At 49.6% G+C, this 20299-nt stretch carries 25 protein-coding genes; 7 read left to right on the top strand and 18 right to left on the bottom strand.

Annotated elements, in window-relative coordinates; translation table 11 throughout:
- Positions 1–74: 74 nt before the first annotated feature.
- The 6 genes from ACFQZR_RS06150 to ACFQZR_RS06125 form a co-directional block, all read right to left on the bottom strand.
- Complete coding sequence (locus ACFQZR_RS06150) at positions 75–1340, bottom strand: RNA polymerase sigma factor (RefSeq protein WP_379343952.1); 1266 nt, start codon at positions 1338–1340, stop codon at positions 75–77.
- Positions 1337–1771 carry a YciI family protein gene (locus tag ACFQZR_RS06145; protein ID WP_379343950.1) on the bottom strand — a complete coding sequence of 145 codons (435 nt, stop codon included), beginning with the start codon at positions 1769–1771 and terminating at the stop codon, positions 1337–1339. The genes ACFQZR_RS06150 and ACFQZR_RS06145 overlap by 4 nt, the downstream gene beginning before the upstream one ends.
- A gap of 105 nt (positions 1772–1876) precedes the next feature.
- Positions 1877–2677 carry an alpha/beta fold hydrolase gene (locus ACFQZR_RS06140; RefSeq protein WP_379343948.1) on the bottom strand — a complete coding sequence of 267 codons (801 nt, stop codon included), beginning with the start codon at positions 2675–2677 and terminating at the stop codon, positions 1877–1879.
- Positions 2678–2782: 105 nt separating this feature from the next.
- On the bottom strand, positions 2783–3268 hold the full coding sequence (locus ACFQZR_RS06135; RefSeq protein ID WP_379343946.1) for an anthrone oxygenase family protein: 486 nt from the start codon (positions 3266–3268) through the stop codon (positions 2783–2785).
- Between the two features lie 113 nt (positions 3269–3381).
- On the bottom strand, positions 3382–4314 hold the full coding sequence (locus tag ACFQZR_RS06130) for a phosphotransferase family protein (protein WP_379343944.1): 933 nt from the start codon (positions 4312–4314) through the stop codon (positions 3382–3384).
- Between the two features lie 35 nt (positions 4315–4349).
- A complete protein-coding gene (locus ACFQZR_RS06125; protein ID WP_379343942.1) occupies positions 4350–5306 on the bottom strand; it encodes a helix-turn-helix transcriptional regulator in 957 nt (318 codons plus the stop codon).
- 151 nt (positions 5307–5457) lie between these two features.
- On the opposite strand from ACFQZR_RS06125, the gene ACFQZR_RS06120 reads away from it, so the two are divergent.
- Both ACFQZR_RS06120 and ACFQZR_RS06115 read left to right on the top strand, forming a co-directional pair.
- Complete coding sequence (locus ACFQZR_RS06120; protein ID WP_379343940.1) at positions 5458–5874, top strand: VOC family protein; 417 nt, start codon at positions 5458–5460, stop codon at positions 5872–5874.
- Positions 5875–6012: 138 nt separating this feature from the next.
- On the top strand, positions 6013–7080 hold the full coding sequence (locus tag ACFQZR_RS06115) for an LLM class flavin-dependent oxidoreductase (RefSeq protein ID WP_379343938.1): 1068 nt from the start codon (positions 6013–6015) through the stop codon (positions 7078–7080).
- 192 nt (positions 7081–7272) lie between these two features.
- Here ACFQZR_RS06115 and ACFQZR_RS06110 read toward each other — a convergent pair whose 3' ends face one another.
- Both ACFQZR_RS06110 and ACFQZR_RS06105 read right to left on the bottom strand, forming a co-directional pair.
- On the bottom strand, positions 7273–7629 hold the full coding sequence (locus ACFQZR_RS06110; protein WP_379343936.1) for a nucleotide excision repair endonuclease: 357 nt from the start codon (positions 7627–7629) through the stop codon (positions 7273–7275).
- A gap of 297 nt (positions 7630–7926) precedes the next feature.
- Positions 7927–8514, bottom strand: a complete 588-nt coding sequence (locus ACFQZR_RS06105) for an NAD(P)H-dependent oxidoreductase (RefSeq protein ID WP_379343934.1) — start codon at positions 8512–8514, stop codon at positions 7927–7929.
- 116 nt (positions 8515–8630) lie between these two features.
- On the opposite strand from ACFQZR_RS06105, the gene ACFQZR_RS06100 reads away from it, so the two are divergent.
- On the top strand, positions 8631–9062 hold the full coding sequence (locus ACFQZR_RS06100; protein ID WP_379343932.1) for a MarR family winged helix-turn-helix transcriptional regulator: 432 nt from the start codon (positions 8631–8633) through the stop codon (positions 9060–9062).
- 75 nt (positions 9063–9137) lie between these two features.
- Here the strand turns inward: ACFQZR_RS06100 and ACFQZR_RS06095 are convergent, their stop codons facing one another.
- The 5 genes from ACFQZR_RS06095 to ACFQZR_RS06075 form a co-directional block, all read right to left on the bottom strand.
- Entirely contained in the window at positions 9138–9479 is a 342-nt protein-coding gene (locus ACFQZR_RS06095; RefSeq protein ID WP_379343930.1) for a zinc ribbon domain-containing protein YjdM, read from the bottom strand.
- Positions 9480–9545: 66 nt separating this feature from the next.
- Entirely contained in the window at positions 9546–10034 is a 489-nt protein-coding gene (locus ACFQZR_RS06090) for an EVE domain-containing protein (RefSeq protein ID WP_379343928.1), read from the bottom strand.
- A complete protein-coding gene (locus ACFQZR_RS06085) occupies positions 10031–10564 on the bottom strand; it encodes a DinB family protein (RefSeq protein WP_379343926.1) in 534 nt (177 codons plus the stop codon). Before ACFQZR_RS06085 ends, ACFQZR_RS06090 begins: the two co-directional genes overlap by 4 nt.
- 66 nt (positions 10565–10630) lie before the next feature.
- Positions 10631–11581, bottom strand: a complete 951-nt coding sequence (locus tag ACFQZR_RS06080; protein WP_379343924.1) for a helix-turn-helix transcriptional regulator — start codon at positions 11579–11581, stop codon at positions 10631–10633.
- 45 nt (positions 11582–11626) lie between these two features.
- Complete coding sequence (locus ACFQZR_RS06075) at positions 11627–12337, bottom strand: winged helix DNA-binding protein (protein ID WP_379343922.1); 711 nt, start codon at positions 12335–12337, stop codon at positions 11627–11629.
- A gap of 174 nt (positions 12338–12511) precedes the next feature.
- On the opposite strand from ACFQZR_RS06075, the gene ACFQZR_RS06070 reads away from it, so the two are divergent.
- Positions 12512–13513: a quinone oxidoreductase family protein gene (locus tag ACFQZR_RS06070; protein WP_379343920.1), complete on the top strand. Its 1002-nt coding sequence runs from the start codon at positions 12512–12514 to the stop codon at positions 13511–13513.
- Here the strand turns inward: ACFQZR_RS06070 and ACFQZR_RS06065 are convergent.
- The 4 genes from ACFQZR_RS06065 to ACFQZR_RS06050 form a co-directional block, all read right to left on the bottom strand.
- Positions 13485–14123, bottom strand: a complete 639-nt coding sequence (locus ACFQZR_RS06065; RefSeq protein ID WP_379343918.1) for a DUF2306 domain-containing protein — start codon at positions 14121–14123, stop codon at positions 13485–13487. The two genes, ACFQZR_RS06070 and ACFQZR_RS06065, sit on opposite strands and share 29 nt — an antisense overlap.
- A 170-nt stretch (positions 14124–14293) precedes the next feature.
- The gene (locus tag ACFQZR_RS06060) at positions 14294–15094 is read right to left on the bottom strand and encodes an ABC transporter ATP-binding protein (RefSeq protein ID WP_379343916.1); all 801 of its coding nucleotides are present in this window, start codon (positions 15092–15094) and stop codon (positions 14294–14296) included.
- A 26-nt stretch (positions 15095–15120) separates the two neighbouring features.
- On the bottom strand, positions 15121–16161 hold the full coding sequence (locus tag ACFQZR_RS06055) for a FecCD family ABC transporter permease (protein WP_379343914.1): 1041 nt from the start codon (positions 16159–16161) through the stop codon (positions 15121–15123).
- Positions 16158–17168 carry a FecCD family ABC transporter permease gene (locus ACFQZR_RS06050; protein WP_379343912.1) on the bottom strand — a complete coding sequence of 337 codons (1011 nt, stop codon included), beginning with the start codon at positions 17166–17168 and terminating at the stop codon, positions 16158–16160. Before ACFQZR_RS06050 ends, ACFQZR_RS06055 begins: the two co-directional genes overlap by 4 nt.
- Before the next feature lie 185 nt (positions 17169–17353).
- On the opposite strand from ACFQZR_RS06050, the gene ACFQZR_RS06045 reads away from it, so the two are divergent.
- Together ACFQZR_RS06045 and ACFQZR_RS06040 are read left to right on the top strand one after the other, a co-directional pair.
- Positions 17354–18340, top strand: coding sequence for an ABC transporter substrate-binding protein (locus tag ACFQZR_RS06045; RefSeq protein WP_379343910.1), 987 nt, complete (start codon positions 17354–17356; stop codon positions 18338–18340).
- Between the two features lie 162 nt (positions 18341–18502).
- Positions 18503–18940: an SRPBCC family protein gene (locus tag ACFQZR_RS06040; protein ID WP_379343908.1), complete on the top strand. Its 438-nt coding sequence runs from the start codon at positions 18503–18505 to the stop codon at positions 18938–18940.
- A gap of 80 nt (positions 18941–19020) precedes the next feature.
- Here ACFQZR_RS06040 and ACFQZR_RS06035 read toward each other — a convergent pair whose 3' ends face one another.
- On the bottom strand, positions 19021–19800 hold the full coding sequence (locus ACFQZR_RS06035) for a GNAT family N-acetyltransferase (protein ID WP_379343906.1): 780 nt from the start codon (positions 19798–19800) through the stop codon (positions 19021–19023).
- A gap of 146 nt (positions 19801–19946) precedes the next feature.
- On the opposite strand from ACFQZR_RS06035, the gene ACFQZR_RS06030 reads away from it, so the two are divergent.
- A complete protein-coding gene (locus tag ACFQZR_RS06030; protein ID WP_379343904.1) occupies positions 19947–20297 on the top strand; it encodes a VOC family protein in 351 nt (116 codons plus the stop codon).
- Positions 20298–20299: the final 2 nt, after the last annotated feature.

Raw genomic sequence — 20299 nt, 5'->3', positions numbered from 1 at the left:
GCAAGCTGCCGAATCTCTTCCTCTATGAAGTCGACGAACGGGAAACGAGGTAATCGACATGGTGGCTAAAAAAATTATTTCGATGTGTCATATGCGCATTCTGCCGCTCGACCTCGCAGCAATTCCTGCTCCTTTGCATTCCGAGTCATGGACGCTGCTCGTTCAAATTCCACACGAGCTTCATCGAGCCGCCCCAGCTTCACCAGTAGATCGCCGCGCACACTTGGCAGCAGATGGTAGCCCTTCAAGGAAGGTTCAGCACTTAGCCCATCCACAATTTGCAGGCCGAAGTCCGGACCGAACGCCATGGAAATAGCAACTGCCCGGTTTAGTTCAACAATCGGCGATGGTGATACCCGAGACAGCGCTTCGTACAAGGCTGCAATCCGAATCCAATTCGTCTCTGCTGCGGTAGGCGCCTCAGCATGGCAAGCCGAAATCGCAGCCTGCAGCGCGTAAGGTCCGAGTGGGCGTCCAGCCTTCTGACTGCGCTCGAGTGCCGCCAACCCACGGCGAATCAATAGTCGATCCCATTGCGCTCGGTTCTGATCCATGAGAAGCACAGGTTCTCCTGCCGCATTCACCCGAGTTCTGAATCGGGATGATTGAATCTCCATTAAGGCAACCAGCCCGTGAACCTCCGATTCCTGCGGTGCAATCTCAGCAAGAACGCGCCCCAGTCGAAGCGCCTCCTGGCAGAGCAGCGGCCTGATCCAATGATCCCCGGAAGTTGCTGAATACCCTTCGTTGAACATCAGATAAATGACTTCAAGCACGGCGGCCAGACGTTCCTTGAGCTCGTCCCCGACGGGTACCTCAAAAGGAACCTTCTCTGCATTCAGCGTTCTCTTCGCGCGCACAATACGCTGAGCAATCGTGGATTCAGCCGCAAGGAACGAGCGTGCGATTTCGTCCGTTGTCAGCCCGCACAGTAAACGCAGCGTCAAGGCAACTCTTGCGTCCTGCGATAACACGGGATGGCAGGTCATGAAGATCAGACGGAGGAGATCATCATGGATCTCCCCGTCTAGTGCAGCATCTATGTCTTCTTCGGTATACAAATCCATGTTGTGAGCCAGCTCTACATATTTCTGGTCACGCACCTTGTTCCGGCGAAGCAGATCAATCGCGCGCCGCTTGGCCGTCGTCATTAGCCAGGCACCCGGATTGTCTGGGATACCGATCTCCGGCCACCGTTCCAAAGCAATCACCAGCGCATCCTGGGCTAAATCCTCTGCGAGACCCACGTCCCTTACCATTCGCGTTAATCCCGCAATCAGCTTGGCAGATTCGATACGCCATATGGCATCAATGGTTCGCTGTGTATTCGCTACTGTCACGCTTGCTTCTGCTCCTCAAGCTGTTTGCGAAGCAGCGCTTCCTTGGCCAACGTGTCAGGGTCGGTCATTAAATCTTCGACTTCAAATACTTGTCTAAGCTCAACCTCGCCCTGCCCAAAGCCATGAGGATCCGGCATACGCATCGCCCATTCAATCGCTTCTTCTCGAGATTTCACTTCGATCAGCGTATATCCCGCGATCATTTCCTTCGCCTCGGTGAACGGACCGTCCACCACTTTTGGCTTGCCTCCAGGCTCTGGATAAGAAATGCGAATACCGCTTGAGCTTGGCATGAGACCATCCGCAGCGAGCAGCACACCGGCCTTCACCAATTCCTCGTTGTATTTTTGCATCGCATCAATAAGCTCCTGACTAGGCATTACCCCTGCTTCCGAATCGGTTGTTGCTTTGACAATCATCATAAATCTCATGCGATCTTCCTCCTCTAATGTGTTGAAGCTCCGTTTCTTACGAAATCCGCTTCTATACTATACGACGAATGCGATTGGACCCAATCGACATCAATATTATTTTTTTCAAAAGAATGCTGTTAGCTCGGAGGCAATCATTGGCGCATTAAGCTTTTTGGTATGGCCGAGACCTTTCTTGCTCCGCAGCTGCGCATTAGGCAGCACACCCGCCAGTGCCTGTGCACCGTGTCGCAGCTGAATCGGACTCTCTGTGCCCTCGAGGATGACGGTTGGCATCGCAGCGGCGGTCCACAGGTCATCAGGCAGCGGCTTGCCGTCCATATATCCGTTAAGCAGAGCCGCGTCATAAGGGAGCGTGGGCGCCACGTCCATCAGCTTCGACCATACCCCCGGCATCAGCCGCATCATACCGACCACAAATGAAGGCGCGCCCATGCCCTGCGTCATAAAATATTTGATCGCGTCCGCTCGGCGATTCGCAGCAATTAGCTCCGTCACGTGCTTGGCGAAATCACTCGGCGGCTTATGGCCTGCCGCATCCACGACGAATGGCGGTTCATGCAGAGCCAGCTTCGTAATCTTCGCCCCGCTCGCTGCCGCCTGCAGCGCAAGGACCGCTCCGGATGACAATCCCCACACATAAGCCGAGCCGCCAGCTTCATCGATCATGGCTTGGAGATCTTCAATCTCGCGTGCGATATCGTATGAGGATGAATCACCGCTATCGCCGCGACCTCGACGATCATAGTTATATACTGTGAATTGCTCAGATAACAGCTTCGCCAATTGTACCTGTCCCGGAAATTTACGATAGCTAAACGCTCCCGCTACCAGGATGAGTGATGGTCCGCGACCTGCTTTGTCATACGCGATTTTAGTTCCGTCCTTTGAAGTTGCTGTTAACATGGAAATGTCTCCTTTTCGATAGAGATTAACGTTGCATTTACTAGGACGACGAACGGAAACTTCCGAAATCGACAGGTTCGCGATAAATTTTTAGAAAAAATATAATTAGGACTTCCAACGAAGCGCGATGATAAACAAAATAAGGGATCCAAGCGATGCGATCGTACGCACATGATTCCATGGCACCCAGCGGTCTAAGTAGGTACGCCATACATCAGCACCAGAGGCACTATTCGGATCCACAGCAGCGAGTGCATCATTGAGAGGTACATTAAATACCATCGTTATCAATATGACACCAATCAAATAGAGTAGACTAGCTGCCAGAATTAGATTGGCACTGACGGTACCTAGTCGGAAAAAGGATGTAATCGCGAGGAAAATACACGCCAAGGCCGTACCGCCAAATACAAGCCCGAACAAGGGATTCAGAATGGTCAGGTTGATGGATTGCATCGCGCTAATGCCGTGTGACTTCGGTATCCGTTCTAGCGCCGTCATCACAAAGGTCGAGAATGCAAAAAACAAACCTGCCATCAGCCCAGCACCCAATGCTGAGAAATACGTTAAGCTCAAGATCAATTTTTCCATGGTTCGCTGCCTCCTATAGACATCAAAATGTGTGATGTAAATCTATGAGGTCATCTCTAACTTACCATGAAATTAATGGAAATTATACGTCAAAAAATATATTATTTCATAGGTTACATTTGCGCTAGTAGTTGCTTCACTGTACGGCTTAAGTGCTCGTGATAGCCGCCCCAAGGCCTTTTATACATCATGCCAAGCCTTCGAATCCCAATCCATAAAGCCCAGAGGTCAATTTCCGAATGATCATCGTTCGTAAGCATCCGTACTTCGTGATACCCCGCCGCCAAAGCATCAAATCCTTGATAACGTTGGCCGTCATGTAACTTGAAATGTCCCAGATCATACAATGGGCTGCCCCCTTGTATTTCTCCAAAATCAATAATGCCTGTAAACCGGCCATCCTGCTGAAAAATATGGGAGTCATCAAAATCCCCATGGATTAATTTCGAAGAATGCCGCGTCATAAGATCGGTACCATCACCCAATATCCTCCTGATCCGAGAAGCTTCCTCCAGACTAATTACATGACCTGCTAATATTGATAAATCTTCGTCCAAAAATGCATGAATGACATCATAAAGGTTACTTTTCTCAGCCCGTAAAGTCATTTCAAGAGAAGCATCGCCTCTCACAATCCAACCGAATCCGTCGACGTCTACTTGATGAATTCGAGCGATCTGATGCCCTGCCTCCTTAAGGAGATTCTTATACCTATCGAAGGATGCGCAACTACTTGCGTCTATACCCGGAATCTCTGTGACCAACATGATGGACATGCCCAGTATTTCATTGTGATGCTCAAAGTGGATCACTTCAGGAACTTGCACGTCTCTTCGTCTCAGCAACTGGTGCAAATGCACTTCTACGCCAAAGCTCAACTCTCTCTCCGGTAGAACGCGAAGATATAGCACTTTACCAGACGAATGAACACGATAAACATAGGTTGATACGCCACTGAGTACTCTTTCAACCGTGAAATGGGAGGAACGAAGACATTCCGATACAACTTGTTGAACACCCTCAAGGGATGGGGCCTCTTGTTTCATCCAATGCATTTCTCCTTTATCACTAAAATATATTTTCATCCCCCGCCATACTGATCCACCAGTGCGCTAAGCATCTGCCGAATACGATCTACGAGCTCCTGCGGACGCTGCACTCTGGCATCTTGGCCAAGCCCAATGAAGAACTTCGCTAAGTATGGAATCTCACTGCGCGGTACCTCGCCTTCCATCGAACCCGATCCATCCTCACGCTTACGAACATAAGGCGCTGACCAGATTTCGGCCTCACACAGCTCCACGCCTTCTTTACTGAGTTCCACAACCAGTTCTATCTTCGGTTCTTCTAAGCTAGGTGAACAATTCAAATCCATCGTATCCAAATTAAGCGAGCGGATGGCGGGGAGAGGCTCCGTTATTGAAGGACTGACAGCATGCATCCGATCGCAACGATACACACGTATCGATTGATACGAGAATGTGTACGCTGAACAATACCAGAAGCCGTTTTTGGTATAAATGCCGATCGGCTGCACCTCGCGCTCCGATCTGCCGCCACGGGACTCATAATCGATGCTGAGCACCTTCTGATGGACGGCCGCATCCAGTAGCTGTGCTAGAAATAGCGATCCCGCATCCCGCATCGGCGTGACAATATCGACTCGAGATTTCATCTGGTCAATCCGCGCCCGTACGTCTTCTGGCATGTAGTAATAGAATTTACCCAAGGCAGAAGAAGACTCCGTCTCGAAGGGCAGCGAGGTATAGTGGCGCAAAGCATGCGTCGCGAAAAAGATGGCAATCGCCTCTTCCTCCGTAAAAGCAATCGGCGGCAAGATTCTCTCCTTCAACACGCGATATCCGCCATGCGGCCCCACCTCCGAGTACAAGGGTACACCAAGTTCGCTTAATTCCTGCAAATCCCGAAGAACCGTCCGCTGCGATATGCCGAATTCCTGGGCAAGTTCCTTCACCGTAAATTTCCGCTTCTGATTGACGACCATCATCATTTCCATCAGTCGTTTGGATTTTGGCATGATCTGCCCCCATTTTATTAGAAAATTTTATTGTGTTGGAATTAACCATGACAATAGTTGTCACCATTATGATCTACAATAAGATCAAAGTCCAGCAGCAAGGCAGCAGAGCTGGATCGATCGATTACCAATATTGAAGGAGTTGTTGAACATGTCTACACAAGTAAACCCATTTATACTACTGGACGGAACTGCCAAGGAAGCGATTCAATTCTATGAGCAAGCTTTAGGAGCAAAGGTTCTCTTCCAGCAACCCTTTGGAGATGCACCGGAAGGTACGCTTCCTGCTGATGCCAAGGCGCGTATCGCACATTCGGTATTAAGCATCGATGAGGCGGTATTCTTCGTATCCGATAGTATCCCAGGCGATTCACTTGTGACTGGAAACCATGTAGGCATCTGCCTCTCGACGAGCGATGCGTCCACATCGCAGCAATTTTTTGAAGCGTTGCAACAAGGAGGCAAAGTCGAGATGCCGCTGCAAGAAATCTATTTTAGCCCTGCATATGGTGTGGTAACGGATAAATTCGGCGTCACGTTCCAGATCTTCACGAAAAGACCTCGTTAATGGATATGGAACAGCCCCTTCAACCTTTAGGGTTGAAGGGGCTGTTGTCATTCACTTTTATTTTTGTTTTTAACTAACTTTACTTGAGTGACAATAAAAATTATAGTATAATATTCGTAATTAAGGGAGGCAGAGAACATGACCCAACCAACAAAACGAATGGAACTTGGTATCAGCACCTTTCTAGATGCAAGTCCAGATCCAGTGACCGGCGAAGCAATTAGCCATGCAGAACGGATGCGCCGTGCGGTCGAAGAAATCGTCCTCGCCGATCAAGTCGGTCTCGACGTCTATGGCATCGGCGAGCATCATCGCGCGAATTACGCTGCTTCTTCACCGGCTGTGATTCTTGCAGCAGCCGCTTCCACGACTAAGCATATCCGGCTCTCCAGTGCCGTTACCGTACTATCTTCAGCGGACCCGGTTCGCGTATATCAAGACTTCGCTACACTCGACGGACTCTCGAACGGTCGAGCTGAGATTATGGCGGGTCGTGGCTCATTTATTGAATCGTTCCCGCTCTTCGGCTATAGTCTGGAGGATTATGATGAGTTATTCGAAGAACATCTCGAGTTACTATTAGCCGTTCGTGCATCGGAAAAGGTATCATGGCGCGGCGGTCATCGTCCAGCGTTCGATAATCTCGGCATCTATCCAAGAGCTGTGCAAGAACCACTGCCTGTGTGGATTGCCAGCGGCGGCACACCAGAATCCGCAGTTCGCGCAGGAACACTCGGACTCCCGATTACCTTCGCGATTATCGGCGGCATGCCGGAGCGGTTTGCTCCATTAGTCTCGCTCTATAAGGAAGCTGCAGCGCGGGCCGGTCACGATCCATCCAAGCTGCAGATCGCATCGCATTCGCACGGCTTTATTAGTGATACGAACGAGCAAGCTGCGGAGATGTATTATCCTTCCACGCATGCGGCCATGAACAAAATCGGACGTGAACGCGGGTGGCCGCCGTATACGCGTGAATCCTTCGACGGTGCACGCAGCCTTCGAGGTGCGCTCTATGTCGGCGATCCCGAATATGTCGCAGAGAAAATCGTCCTATTACGCAAGAATCTTGGTCTGGATCGGTTCTTCCTACATGTCGATGTCGGCTCATTGCCGCACCGGGAAACCCTTCGCACCATTGAGTTCCTCGGCACCAAGGTTGTGCCGATCGTACACAAGGAAATTGCCCGTATGGAGGCCAACTAACCAATCCTCATTCATCTATAACGATTGTGCACAATAAAATAAGGGACATTCACACATCATCGATTGATGACAGTGAATGTCCCTTTTATTTCCTTCAGATTGCTTTTTAGCCATCGCCATCACCGATCCTCATCTTCGAAATCGATACACTCTATCTTATTCCGAGGAGAGGATTTGGAATGGACAGCTTTTCTACTTGTAGAAAACTTTGTCTACATTGTACTTGGCTTGCAACGCATTAATAATATATGTTTCGTAGATTTCGCGATGAACCGCATCTTCTACCACACATACCTCGATCTTCGTTACTTCCTCGCGGTGTTCTTTGATCGGGGATACCGTGTCTTCGAAGTGCTTCTTGATCCGTGGTCTAAGCTTTCTTGCTTTCCCGACGAACAACAATTCATCCTTCGCATTGTAGAACATGAAGATTCCCCCCACCTCTCTCGAGATCAAATGGAAATCCGTAAATCCATAAATATGGCTTAGCTGCGGGTTCTCTTGCTTCAAAATTGTAACATCCGGTGTTGGAATGGTAATGTTGATCAACTACGTTCACTTCCTCATTCAATATAAGAGGTTGTTCAAAAAGTCATCGTTTGTCCACATCAGAAAGTGACGTTCTTTCTGATTGGCGTCTAAACCTACATTACGATCGCGGTCGCTCATCGAGGATTTGCTTCGATAAAGGTTAATACATCACGAAGTCATTCTCAACCTAAGCTTACGCTTACGATGTAAGTTTTCTTTGAAAACTTTCAGGTGCTGAAATGCCGACTTTTGAACACACATCATAAGTGTAAATCTTATCACAGATTATCGAATGAATCCATGAAGATCAATGGCTTACCTCGCGACCGCTTTAAAATACCGATAAACCTTATCTAATTTCTCCGCATGCCGCCCCTTCGGGCTCTCCATATTCCCGAACTCGAAAAACTTCACAGGCTTGATCCCGACATAATGCAGCAGCGCTTTGCGCATTAATATTTTATGCGAGTTATTCAGCCAGTATAGCGGATAGAGCGGCGGGCCCTTCATCACAGAAATACACACCGCCGACTTCCCTTTCAGCAACCCTTCGGGCAACATGCCGCCGGTGTCCCGATACGCAAAGTTCGATGAGAACATTTGATCAATATAGCCGAGAAGCATCGCCGGAGGACGTCCCCACCAGATCGGATAGACGAACACGATTTTATCAGCCCATTGGATCTGATCTCGATATTTCGCGAGCTTCGGATCGATATGCATATCCCGTCTGCGCTTCTCCTTATTGAAGACTAAGACGGGATTGAACCCCTCTTCATATAGATCAAGCGTCTGAACCTCGCCGATATTCGCGTTCTCGCTGCTGCCTTGGATCACTTGCTCCAAAAACGCATAACTTAAACTCTCGTGATTCGGATGCGTATAGATTACCAGTACTTTCATGGTCCCACCTCATTAGTTATCATTTGATAACTAGATGCTATCATGTCATTATTTAGTTGTCAAATGATAATTGTTTATAGATAATGAATTTGTTATCGTGGAAGGAGAGGTGAGCTATGGTGGATAAAGAAGCATTTTTTCAACAGATCGTGGCCTTCACGACGGCTGTTCATGAAGTAACCCATACATTTACGAAGGATATTAAACCTGATGACATAACACCACTTCAGTACGGCATTCTAGAATACTTGGCCGTTAGCCAACCCGTCACCCTAAGCCAGATCAGCGATTGTAAGCATATCTCTATGCCGAATACGAGCCGTGAAATCCGTAAATTATGCGAGAAAAATCTATGCGAGAAGTTCGATGCGGTGGATGATCGACGAAAACAAATGATTCGCCTTTCCGAGGAAGGACAGGCGATGATGAATGCCGCTTTCGCGCGTATTGGAGGGCGTTTTCTAGAGCGCATGAAAGGTGCATCCGAAGAGGAATGGAAGGATATTCAACAAGCCATGCAGGTGCTTCATACCAAAGTATTTTATTGATCTGTCGCTATCGCTGCATTTCAAATGAACAACAAAGGGCACTCCTGCGAGAGGAATGCCCTTTTCGTGCAGATATTATATTTTTTTCACGAACTCCGACTTTAATTTCATCGCACCGAAACCGTCAATTTTGCAATCAATATCATGATCGCCGTCGACGAGACGGATATTTTTGACTCGTGTACCGATTTTGATGACGGAAGAGCTGCCTTTGACCTTCAAATCCTTGATGACACTAACGGTGTCACCGTCGCTTAGGATATTGCCATTGGCATCTTTGTAGACTTTCGTATCTTCGCTGTTCGCAGCTTCCGCTTCTAGCGTCCACTCGTGTGCACATTCCGGGCAGACCAATAGATTGCCATCTTCGTACGTATACTCAGATTGACATTTGGGGCAGTTGGGCAAATTAGACATCGAATGATTACCTCTATTCTTCGTTGTTAGGGGTACCTTATAGGGTTGAATGATAACATAGACTTCTCATATAGACAAACCCGCATCTTCCAGCATTGCTCTGGCAATGATCTGGAAATCTTCCCCTCCGATCTCGAAATGACCGAACCGGAAGGAATATCCCCAATTGCGATTCCCACGCGTAAAGCTAAGCTGGTCCAATAAATCGGCGATCTTCACTTCCCGACTCGGACGATAGTGAATATTCCGGCGAAATGGCACAAAGGATTCGGACATTTGAAATTCGTAGACGCTGTCATCTGCAACCTGCCCAATGGCTGTGAATGCTTGGAGCGCCTCCCCTTGGGCCATTTCCGTTCGTGGAGAATAGTAGATCAACCAGTCATTCTGACGCATTCTTCGCAAAGGCGCTGACTTACCGTGACAGAGTTGTGCGAACCCACCCGCCACGCCGCGCTTCACATGTGTTGCAGATACGACACCAATCCAGTATCGGCATGGCTCGCTTAGCGCGTCGGTTGCCATCGTTCCCACCCCTTCGTTCCCCATGTTCATGCGTATAGAAATTCCTTCAACCGGCCGAGCTGCAGCAAATGATGACGGTAGTGCATCTCAATGAGCAAATACCATTCTGTCGCGTTCATCGCACCGAATCGTGGATGAGCGACTTTATTGGACTGAGACGCATGAGCGAGTGTCGACTCTACTTCTCGCATCCGCTGAATCACCGTCTTCAACCCTTGCACGAGCTGCTCCTTGCTGGCCGGTTGCATAGGGGTATATTGCGGGGATGGCGGTACTTGGATACGCACTGGCGGGAAGCTCCCCTGTTCAAATAACGCTACGCCAGCTTCGGATTTCTCCGCAGCTAGCTCAGCCCCGGTCTCATTCGCTGTCATGCACAGCTCTACATTCCGTAAATGCATATAGATTGCCGAGTTGATGAGATGCTGCATCATTTGCCCCAGCGACCATTCACTTTCACTGGGCTGACGAGTCAATTGCTCCATACTGAATTGGTCTAACACATGAATATAGTGATTCGCCGTTTCCTCAAATTTCTGTAAAGATTCGCGTGTATTCATTCTTACGAACAGCTCCTTTATTGTCATTTGATTCCACGATATCACAGCACTACTGACACCATTATGTCAGTAGTGTTCGAGCATGTGATGAATTTCTTCACGAACCCGTGTACAGAGTGAATCCGGCTCAAGCACAACGACGCCCGCGCCCCACCCAAGCACCCATTGGAGCATCTCCTCAGGCTGTCGGACACGGAAGGTCATATGCAGACCCCCACCTTCCTGCTCCTCGATGGCTTCGTTGTAATAGTTCGGGGACTCCTTCACTTTATCCGCGATCGCCGCATGTACCTGAACTCGCACGACGATATTACGGTCATCTGGAGGTGCATAATCCTGAAGGTTGAAGTCCGACGGCGGCTGGAAAGTATCCTCTAGCATCGTCAGTTCGTTCATCCGCGATAACCGAAAATGACGAATATCCTGCCGCAGCTCGCAGCTCGCCACAAGAACCCACGAGCCTCTAGTGAACACCAGTCCATAAGGTGCCGCCACCCGCACGCTGTGGCGATTCCCGTCCTCTCCTGGCAATCGTTTGGCGTAGCCGAATTTCACTTTGCGGCCGAGTAGAATGGCTTGGCGAATCATCTCTACATAAGTTTTCTCCGGACCACGATATCTCTCGTCATCCGTTGTCAGCAGCCGTATCGTCTTACGCGCCCGAGCTGCTTCCATCCGAACGGGTTCCGGCAGAATCGCTTCGATTTTCCCGCGTGAAGAGCGTGCCTTCAGACCATAATCCTGATCGAATCGCTGCTCGATGAAATCCGTCCCAATCAGCAAAGTGACCGCTTCCTCCGCTGTGAAACTAACCGGCGGCAAGAAGTACCCTTCCATCAAGGAGTATCCTACCCCCGGCTCTCCTACCACGGGTACACCCGCCTCGCTTAACGCTTGAATATCACGATAAATAGTCCGAACACTCGTCTCGAAAATTGCCGCCAGATCCTCCGCGCGTAACACCGCAGTGCGCTGCAATTCCAATACGATGGCCAATAATCGGTCTGTCTTGTTCAAGCAACCACACGCTCCTCTTCCCTCTGTTCGGGTGCGACTACTACTTTATTCATCAAACGACGTAAAAAAGACATCCTTCAGAATGGCCTTTGCCTTCTTCAACTCAGGGCCCTTCAGCGGTTTCAACATCTTCATGATTTCGTCCCGATCTTCGGCATCCTGCAAGATCGGCTGCGCTGGCGGCTGGACGGGTGTAGGATCAGGCAGAGACCATTCCCCTTGCGAATCGTCATGGATCCACGAGGCTTCGAGCGTATCTTGCAGACATTGCGTGATGAACTTTAGCTCGTCTTCGTTGTACCGCTGGAGGAATCGATGCACGCCCCGGTCGATCTGACGATGTAGCGCTTGATGCAGGTCGAAGATCTCCTTGCCGAGTGGTGTTGTGCAGAATAGCACCTCTTTTTTGTTTCCGGGAAGATATTCGGTACGAATGATCTCCTTCTCCACCAATCGCCGTGTGATCTTCGAGACACTGCCTTTCGGAATACCGAACTGCTTGGAGATCGTGATGCCATTCACCGGCTCCAGCCGTCCGATGGCATCAATCACATGCAGCATCATCACCGTCGACTCCTGCAAGAAGCTTAGAACCTCCGGGTTACTGCTATTCGCAACCAGCCACTGCTTTTCTTCATCATCCTCCGCTTGGAATTTGGCCTGCAGCTTGGTCGTCGTCTCCATTAATTCCTGAACTAATTGTGCTTTATGGGTTGCTTCGATTGTGCTCCAATTCGAGTCTGATGGTTGCGTCATACGATAATCTCCTTAACAAAATAGACTTACGCACAGTATATCAAGAACGCACTTTATTTTAAAGTTTCTCCGAAACAATATTGACAACACAGCATACGCATAATAATATATTTTCCAAGAAACAATAATTTGTATCTATGAAACAAAATAAATATATCAAAGGAGTGTATTTCAATGAACATGCAAGCGATTCGTATCCATGCCTACGGTGGTCCTGAAGTGATGCAATTCGAGGAATTGCCGATACCCATGCCTGCACCAGGCGAAGCCCTCATCCGCGTGCAAACAGCAAGCGTGAATTTCCTCGATATACAGCATCGGCGGGGCGACCTCGTGCAGCAAGCTTTTTACAAAAAAGAAGGTGGTCTGAAATACGAACTCCCTGCAACCATCGGCAGTCAATGTATAGGGATTGTAGAAGCGCTCGGATCGGGAGACACTCCTATGAAGATTGGGGATCGTGTCATTTGCGGGGGTGGAGGCGGAACATACGCGACACATGTCGTAGCGCCCGCCAATTACCTTATTCCTGTCCCGGGAGAGCTAACACTTGAGCAAGCGGCAGCCGGGCTGGTGCAAGGCTTCATGGCTTATGCCCTGACGCATGAGGCATATCCGATTAAGCCAGGCGATTGGTGCCTTGTGCATGCTGCCGCAGGCGGTGTAGGACTCTTCCTCGTGCAGATGGCCAAAATTCGTGGAGGTCATGTCATTGCTGTGGTATCGACCGAAGAGAAAGCGAACGCCGCCAGAGAGGCAGGGGCAGATGAGATCATCATTTCCACGCAGGCGGATTTTGCGAAGGAAGCACGGCGCATCACGAATGGCCGAGGCGTCAATGTCGTCTATGACGGCGTAGGTAAGGATACGTTCGAAGGCAGCCTCGACAGCCTTGCCCCGCGCGGATATTTGGAGCTTTTCGGGCAAGCTAGCGGATTCGTTCCGCCCTTCGATCTCATGACCCTGCAGGAGAAGGGTTCGCTCTATATTAATCGCTTCTCCCTCTTATACTTCAGAGATTCATGGCAGACCTATGCAGAGCATTTCGTCCAATGGGTTCAGGAGGGCCAGGTATCCGTCAAAATTGACCGCATCTACCCGCTCGCGGATGCAGCTCTGGCTCATGAGGCGTTCGAGCAACGGAAGATTAGCGGGCGAATCTTGTTGGTTCCTTAACCGAGCGAGATCGAATGACCATCTCGATAATGACTAAGTTCGGTACCCAGCACAGCCAAGCCGTAAATCTATAGGCGAGCTCAAAATCCCCCAAGGCGAGACTCAGGGGTCCTAGATACACCCGCAGCGTAACCGCAGCGAACGTCAAGGCATAACTGCGGAGCATCCAGTTCCGATGTGTGGGAAGGTCTTGCCGCATAATCTTGGCAACGGCCATATAGGTCGTGAACATCCATGCAAGATCTAAGGCGATAAACCCGGTCTGCGCGATCCATCCCGCAGTAGCATATAACGATAGATAAATATTGACGATGCCGCTAATAAAAATCGAAATGACATAGACCATCCCGAGACAGCGGTGCATATCGCGAGACTTCGCATGCCGCTGCTTGCGAAAGATTTGGAATGGGCCGATGAGCAGCGCAAGCGCCCCCGTCACAATGTGAGCATACAAAAAATAGACCCATGGCGTAACATGAAAATCTGGACTTTGAAGCTTAAACTGCACCAATCCAGCAAGCTTGGCATCAAAAAATCCGTATTGAATCACCGTATAAAGAACAATCAAAATGGCACATAAGAACACAAGAAACGTCTTTGTTTTCCGCAAGACGGAGATCACCTCATCAGAAGATTAATAACATGAACGCCAATTTCCACAATTAGTATATTATTCCACTGATGATTCTACAATCACTTTATCGTCTCTTTACCATACAAAAAGACGACCGCCCCGCAGCCCGTAAGCCGTGGAGGGTCGTCGATACTTCTATTTTCCAACTATTCTTCAAAAGGCTTGCGCCCTCTCCCGTGCGGGATGACCATCGGTGTGCCGAACAACGGATCCTGCGAGATCACGCATTCCATGCCGAATACCGAGGACATAAGCTCGGCATTCACGATCTCCTCCGGCTTGCCTGCCGCCCAGATCCGGTTGTCTTTGATTGCAACCATATGGTGCGCATATCGACAGGCGAGGTTAATGTCATGCAGCACCATAATGATGGTGCGATTCTCACGTTCATTCAATTCGTATAGCAAATCCAGGACGTCAATCTGATGTGTCAAATCCAGATAGGTCGTTGGCTCATCCAGCAAGATGGTATCCGTCCCCTGCGCCAAGGTTAGCGCAATCCAGGCTCTCTGCCGCTGTCCCCCCGACAAGGAATCGACCGTCCGCTCTGCGAATGGCGTCATACCCGTCGCTTCAAGCGCCTGCTTCACCATGTCCTCATCTTCTTGCGACCATTGCCGAAGCCAGGATTGATACGGGTAGCGCCCCTGCTTAATCAGCTGCAGCACAGTCAGCCCTTCCGGGGCAATCGGTCCTTGAGGCAGAATCGCTAGACGCCTAGCGACTTCCTTCGTCGATAGCTTGGCAATTTCACTGCCATCCAGCAAGACCTTCCCGTCCTTCGGCTTGATCAAGCGTGCGAGGGAGCGCAGCAGCGTGGACTTCCCGCAGCCGTTGCTGCCGACGAAGACCGTAATCTCGCCTTTTGGAATGGCAAAATTCAATTCATTAAATATGAGCGCATCACCATACGCAAGACTCAAATCCTTCGTTTCCATGGCGATCATAGGTCGAACCCCCTCGATGTACACATTTATGATTTACGATGACGATAGAGCAAGTAGACAAAGAACGGCGCACCAATGATCGCGGTGAATACGCCTGCCGGAATATCGAGCGGCGTGAACATCGTTCTGCCGATAAAGTCGGCAAGGAGCAGCAGCAATGCGCCGATCAAGGCCGAGACGGGGAGCACCCCACCGAAGGCGGGACCGACCAACCGGCGCGCAATATGCGGTGCCATGAGACCGATGAAAGCAATCGCCCCGCCAATCGCGACGGCAGCGCCTGCAAGGCCAACGGCGATAATCAACAGCACCAGTCGATGCTTCTGAACCGAGCTGCCCACACCTGAGGCGACATCATCGCCGAGCTCCTGTACGTTCACATGACGTGCATACAGCATCGCAGCCGGCATCAAGATCAGAACCCAAGGCAGCAGCGGCAGCACATCATTCTGCCATGAGGTACCGTAGATACTACCTGTCATGAACGTCAGCGACTTCTGTGCCAGCACGAACGGCGCCGAGATCAAGAGCATGTACGTAATCGAGGTAAAAGCCGCATTCATCCCGATTCCGATCAGCACGAGCTTCAAGGGGGATACCCCTTTTTTCCAAGCCATCAAATAGATAGCGAATGTAGAGACGAACGCACCGATGACTGCGCCAATCGGCAGCATATGAATACTTGTCGTCTCTGCGAAGAAATAGAAATAGATGACCGCGCCGAGCGTTGCTCCGCCCGAAATCCCGATAATATCGGGTGATGCGAGCGGGTTGCGAATCATCCCTTGCAGAATCGCCCCAGATACCGCGAGCGCAGCACCGACGAGCATCGCCACAACGATTCGCGGTAGGCGCAGACTGAAGATAATGACCTGATGCGAGCTATCCTTCGCATGCCCGAAAAGGGCCGAGATCGTATCCATAACACTGATCCGCACACTCCCCATCCCAACGCTTAAGACAATGACGGCCAGCATCACGAAGAACAACAGCATACTTACCATTAAGACTTTGCGGCTCATGAGAAAAGAATAGAACGGACCTCGAACCGTGATGAACTTCTTCATTTCGCATCCACTCCTCTGCGCGCAATGTACACGAAGAAAGGAACGCCGACGATCGCTGTCATCACACCGACCGGCACTTCCTTCGGCATCACAATGAATCTGGAGCCAATGTCCGCCGTCAATAGAAGGAGTGCGCCAAGCAAAATACTGTATGGAATCACCCATTTATAATCGGTTCCCACGAAATAACGAGAAATATGCGGAATAATAATCCCCACGAAGGCAATCGGTCCCGCAACCGCAACAGACCCCCCTGCCAGAAGTAGAATAATGATCACCGCCATGATCTTAATTACCGCCGTACGTTGGCCGAGACCAATCGCGACATCTTCCCCCATGCTGAGCACATTCATCTGGCCCGCCATGAACAACGCCAATATTAGGCCTATCGCCATATAAGGAAATACGGCCGTCAGCATATTCAGCTCGCGGTCCGCGACCGAACCTACCAACCAGTACAACGTCTGCTCGAATGCCTTGCCGCTCGTTAATTGAATCCCTTGCGTTAAAGAGGCGAAGAAGGCTGTCATTGCTGAGCCTGCGAGCGTAATCTTAATCGGCGTCATGCCATCCCTGCCGAGTGAACCGAGAATATAGACGATGACAACTGCAACCGCAGCGCCCAAGAATGCCACCCAAGTCAGCACATTTAGCGAGATGTCCGAGAAGAGCGCGTACGTCGCAACAATAAAAAAGGCCGCACCGGAATTAACCCCAAGTATGCTTGGCGAAGCCAAGGGGTTCCGTGTCAGACCTTGCATATAAGCACCTGCAACCGCGAGTGCTGCACCGACCGAAGCCGCGATGAGCGCCCGGGGCACACGCGTATGCTGAATAATTAAATGCTCATTCGAGCCGTTAAATGCCGTATAAGATTCAATAACCGTGTGAAATGATATTTGCGTCACACCGAACAACACACTGCAGATCATCGCCACGGCAACGAGTCCCACTAAGATGAACAGTCCTGTAATCTTATAAGGTTTGGCTAAAATTCCTCTATTCATTATGATCGACTCCGTCTGCCTATGCTTATTCGAGACCCTAATTGCTATAATCCAAGTTAAATTGTAGGAGACCAAGTCATCGCTGTCAATTGTTTTGAGAATCATTTTCAATTAATTGTTGACACCCTCCTAACCATCCCCTATGATAATCATTATCAATTAAAGTTTTAGGGGGATTTATCAACATGCGTGCATTAAACCGTACATCTCAGTTAACCAGAATGTTTGCCCTACTATGCGCAGTGATTCTCGTGCTTACCGCATGCGGTGGCCAGTCCGGCTCCGAGTCGAAGGCGGCGGAAGACAAGGCTCCAGCGGCGGACACAACATCATATACAGTCAAGCATGCCATGGGCGAGACGACAATCAAGGGAACACCAAAGCGCATCGTGGTTCTTACGAATGAAGGAACCGAAGCTGTGCTGGCGCTCGGCATCAAGCCGATAGGCGCAGTGAAATCTTTTACAGGCGACCCGTGGTATGATCATATCAAAGCCGACATGGAAGGCGTCACGGTACTCGGTGAAGAGTCCCAACCGAACATCGAAATGATCGCAAGCCTCAAGCCAGACCTAATTCTAGGGAACAAAATGCGCCAAGAGAAAGTCTACCAACAGCTAAGCGCGATTGCACCAACCGTATTCTCCGAGACGCTTCGCGGTGAATGGAAATCGAACTTCTCCTTGTATGCGGAAGCCCTAGGCAAGAAAACCGAAGGCGAGCAGGTTCTAGCAGATTTCGATAAGAAAATTGATGATTTCAAAGCCAAAGCTGGCGATAAGCTGAACGAGAAAGTATCCGTTGTCCGCTTTATGGGTGGCAAAACACGTATTTACCTCTCCGACACGTTCACAGGTATCATTTTCAAACAAATCGGAATTGCGCGTCCGGAAACGAACTACAAAGACACCTTCGTGGAAGAAATTACGAAAGAACGCATTCCTGAAGTCGATGCCGATATGATGCTCTACTTCACGTATGAGACAGGTGACGACAAAGGGAATAAACAAGCGGAAGAATTCATGAATGATCCATTGTGGCAGAACCTGAATGTCGTGAAGAACAAGAAAGCGTTCAAAGTCGATGACGCGATCTTTAACACAGCTGGCGGCGTTCGTGCAGCGAACCTCATGGTTGATGAGCTCTACAACATTTACGGATTGCAGAAATAAGATCACAACCATATGCAGCACACCCCTTAGACGGTCTAGGGGGTGTTTTTTTGTGGGGATTAGCGCTATATTTGTCGCGTTTCTACGATACGCATGATCATGCTTGTGATACGATCCCATAATAAGGAAATCTAACTCCATAAATAATGAGGGGGCCCGATCATGAGCAGCACGTTATCGATTCAGAAACAAAGAGAAATCCATGCAACAACCCATACGGTATGGGATGTCCTAACCAACCCAGTACATATCGAGCAATGGCTTGGTGTAACCATGAAGACAACTTGGAACATAGGCGATCCGATTTCCTTCCAATTTATGTGGAAAGGCGAAGCGTATGAAGATAAGGGGCATGTACTGCAATTAGAGGCGTCAACCGTGTTCTCCTATGACTACTGGAGTGGTTTTTCCGGGATGGCGGATAGCCCGGAGAACTATTCCGTGATTACATTCACATTGACCAACCGAGATCATCTGACGATCCTGCAATTAGAGCATTGCAACTTCGCAACCCCTACGATGTATGAGCATTCTGATCGGAACTGGGAAGAAGCTCTCAATACGATCGTTAGACTAGCCGAAAGTCCCGTGTCCACATAAATCAGCCGAATCGTCACAAACATAGCAACACAAGCTAGAGCCGATCATCCATATGATCGGCTCTAGCTATTTCACCTGCATCAAATAGCAAATTCAGCAATGTACTGCTTACAGATCACTTCATAACCAAGCGAGCGGTAGAGTTGAACAGCGGCTGTATTGTCTTCCAGCACATTCAAATACACATGCGGCGAGATGGCTCTCCCCTGCCTCGTCAGCTCGGTACAGATCCGTCTGCCCAGCCCCTGTCTTCGCCTCGAGATATCCGTACCGATGTTCCCGAGCTCGACATAATCCTCACTGTAGACATGATACCCGCCCACTGCAATCAGTTCCTGCTCATCCATCACGCCGAAGAATGGGTACTTCAGCTCTTCGCGGGAGAAGGCCATCGTATTCAGCGCTGCCAACCTCGACTCGATCCGCTCATAATCGCCTGCTCCAAGACGCATGACATGTTGATCCTCCGACGGCATCGCTTCTCTATCGGTATGCTTCATAAGCAGCAGCGGCTTCGGAGGCCTAACGAATGTGAGCTGAGGAGCGAGCAGCCCCATCTCCTCCTCCGTGAGGATAAAGTTGCCGACGGCATCCTCCAGCTGTTGAAGCTCCTGCTGCATGAAAGGCAACATCGATTGAATTCGAAAGGACTCCTGCACAAGGTATACGGAAAAGGCGTTGAACGATAATCCCGTAAAGTATGCCAAAACGCCAAGCAGCTCGCCTCCATCTGTGAACTGCCCATAATGAACAGTGTGCTGTCTGCGATTCGTTAAGTAAGAATAATAGAGAAAATGCTGTTCCCTCTCAAAAGTGTGTAATAACGTATCCAGCTCATCCTGCGATAGCTTGCGAATCATGTCTCCAGTCTCCATTTCCCTACGCATTGATATATGTGATCTATTATTCTATATCCGGCCAGAATTTCGCAACACTAGAACGCTGTCGTATGGATACTATCTTCTGGTATACTATGGAAAATTACGATCCACTGGAGGAGATTCCTATGAAGGTCAGCCGAATTGTTACGAATATTGCCACGCCAGACATTGCGCTCGCCAAATCCTTCTACCACGATATACTCGGGCTTGAATTGCTCATGGATCATGGCTGGATTGCAACGTATGGATCGCAGGACGAGATGGGGATTCAGATCAGCTTCGCTGCACAAGGCGGATCCAATACACCTACACCGGATCTATCGATCGAAGTGGATGATGTCGATGAAGCGTATGCGCGCATGAAGGAATCCGGATTTCCAATTGAATATGGTCCCGCAGATGAGCCTTGGGGCGTACGCCGCTTCTACGTTCGCGATCCCTTCGGCAAGCTCATTAACATTCTTGCGCACAAGTAAAT

The sequence above is a fragment of the Paenibacillus sp. GCM10027629 genome, assembly GCF_042676425.1.
Taxonomy (GTDB): Bacteria; Bacillota; Bacilli; order Paenibacillales; family Paenibacillaceae; genus Paenibacillus_K; species Paenibacillus_K terrigena.
Note: the sequence above shows the minus strand (reverse complement) of the source record. Positions and strands in the feature narration are given on the sequence as shown.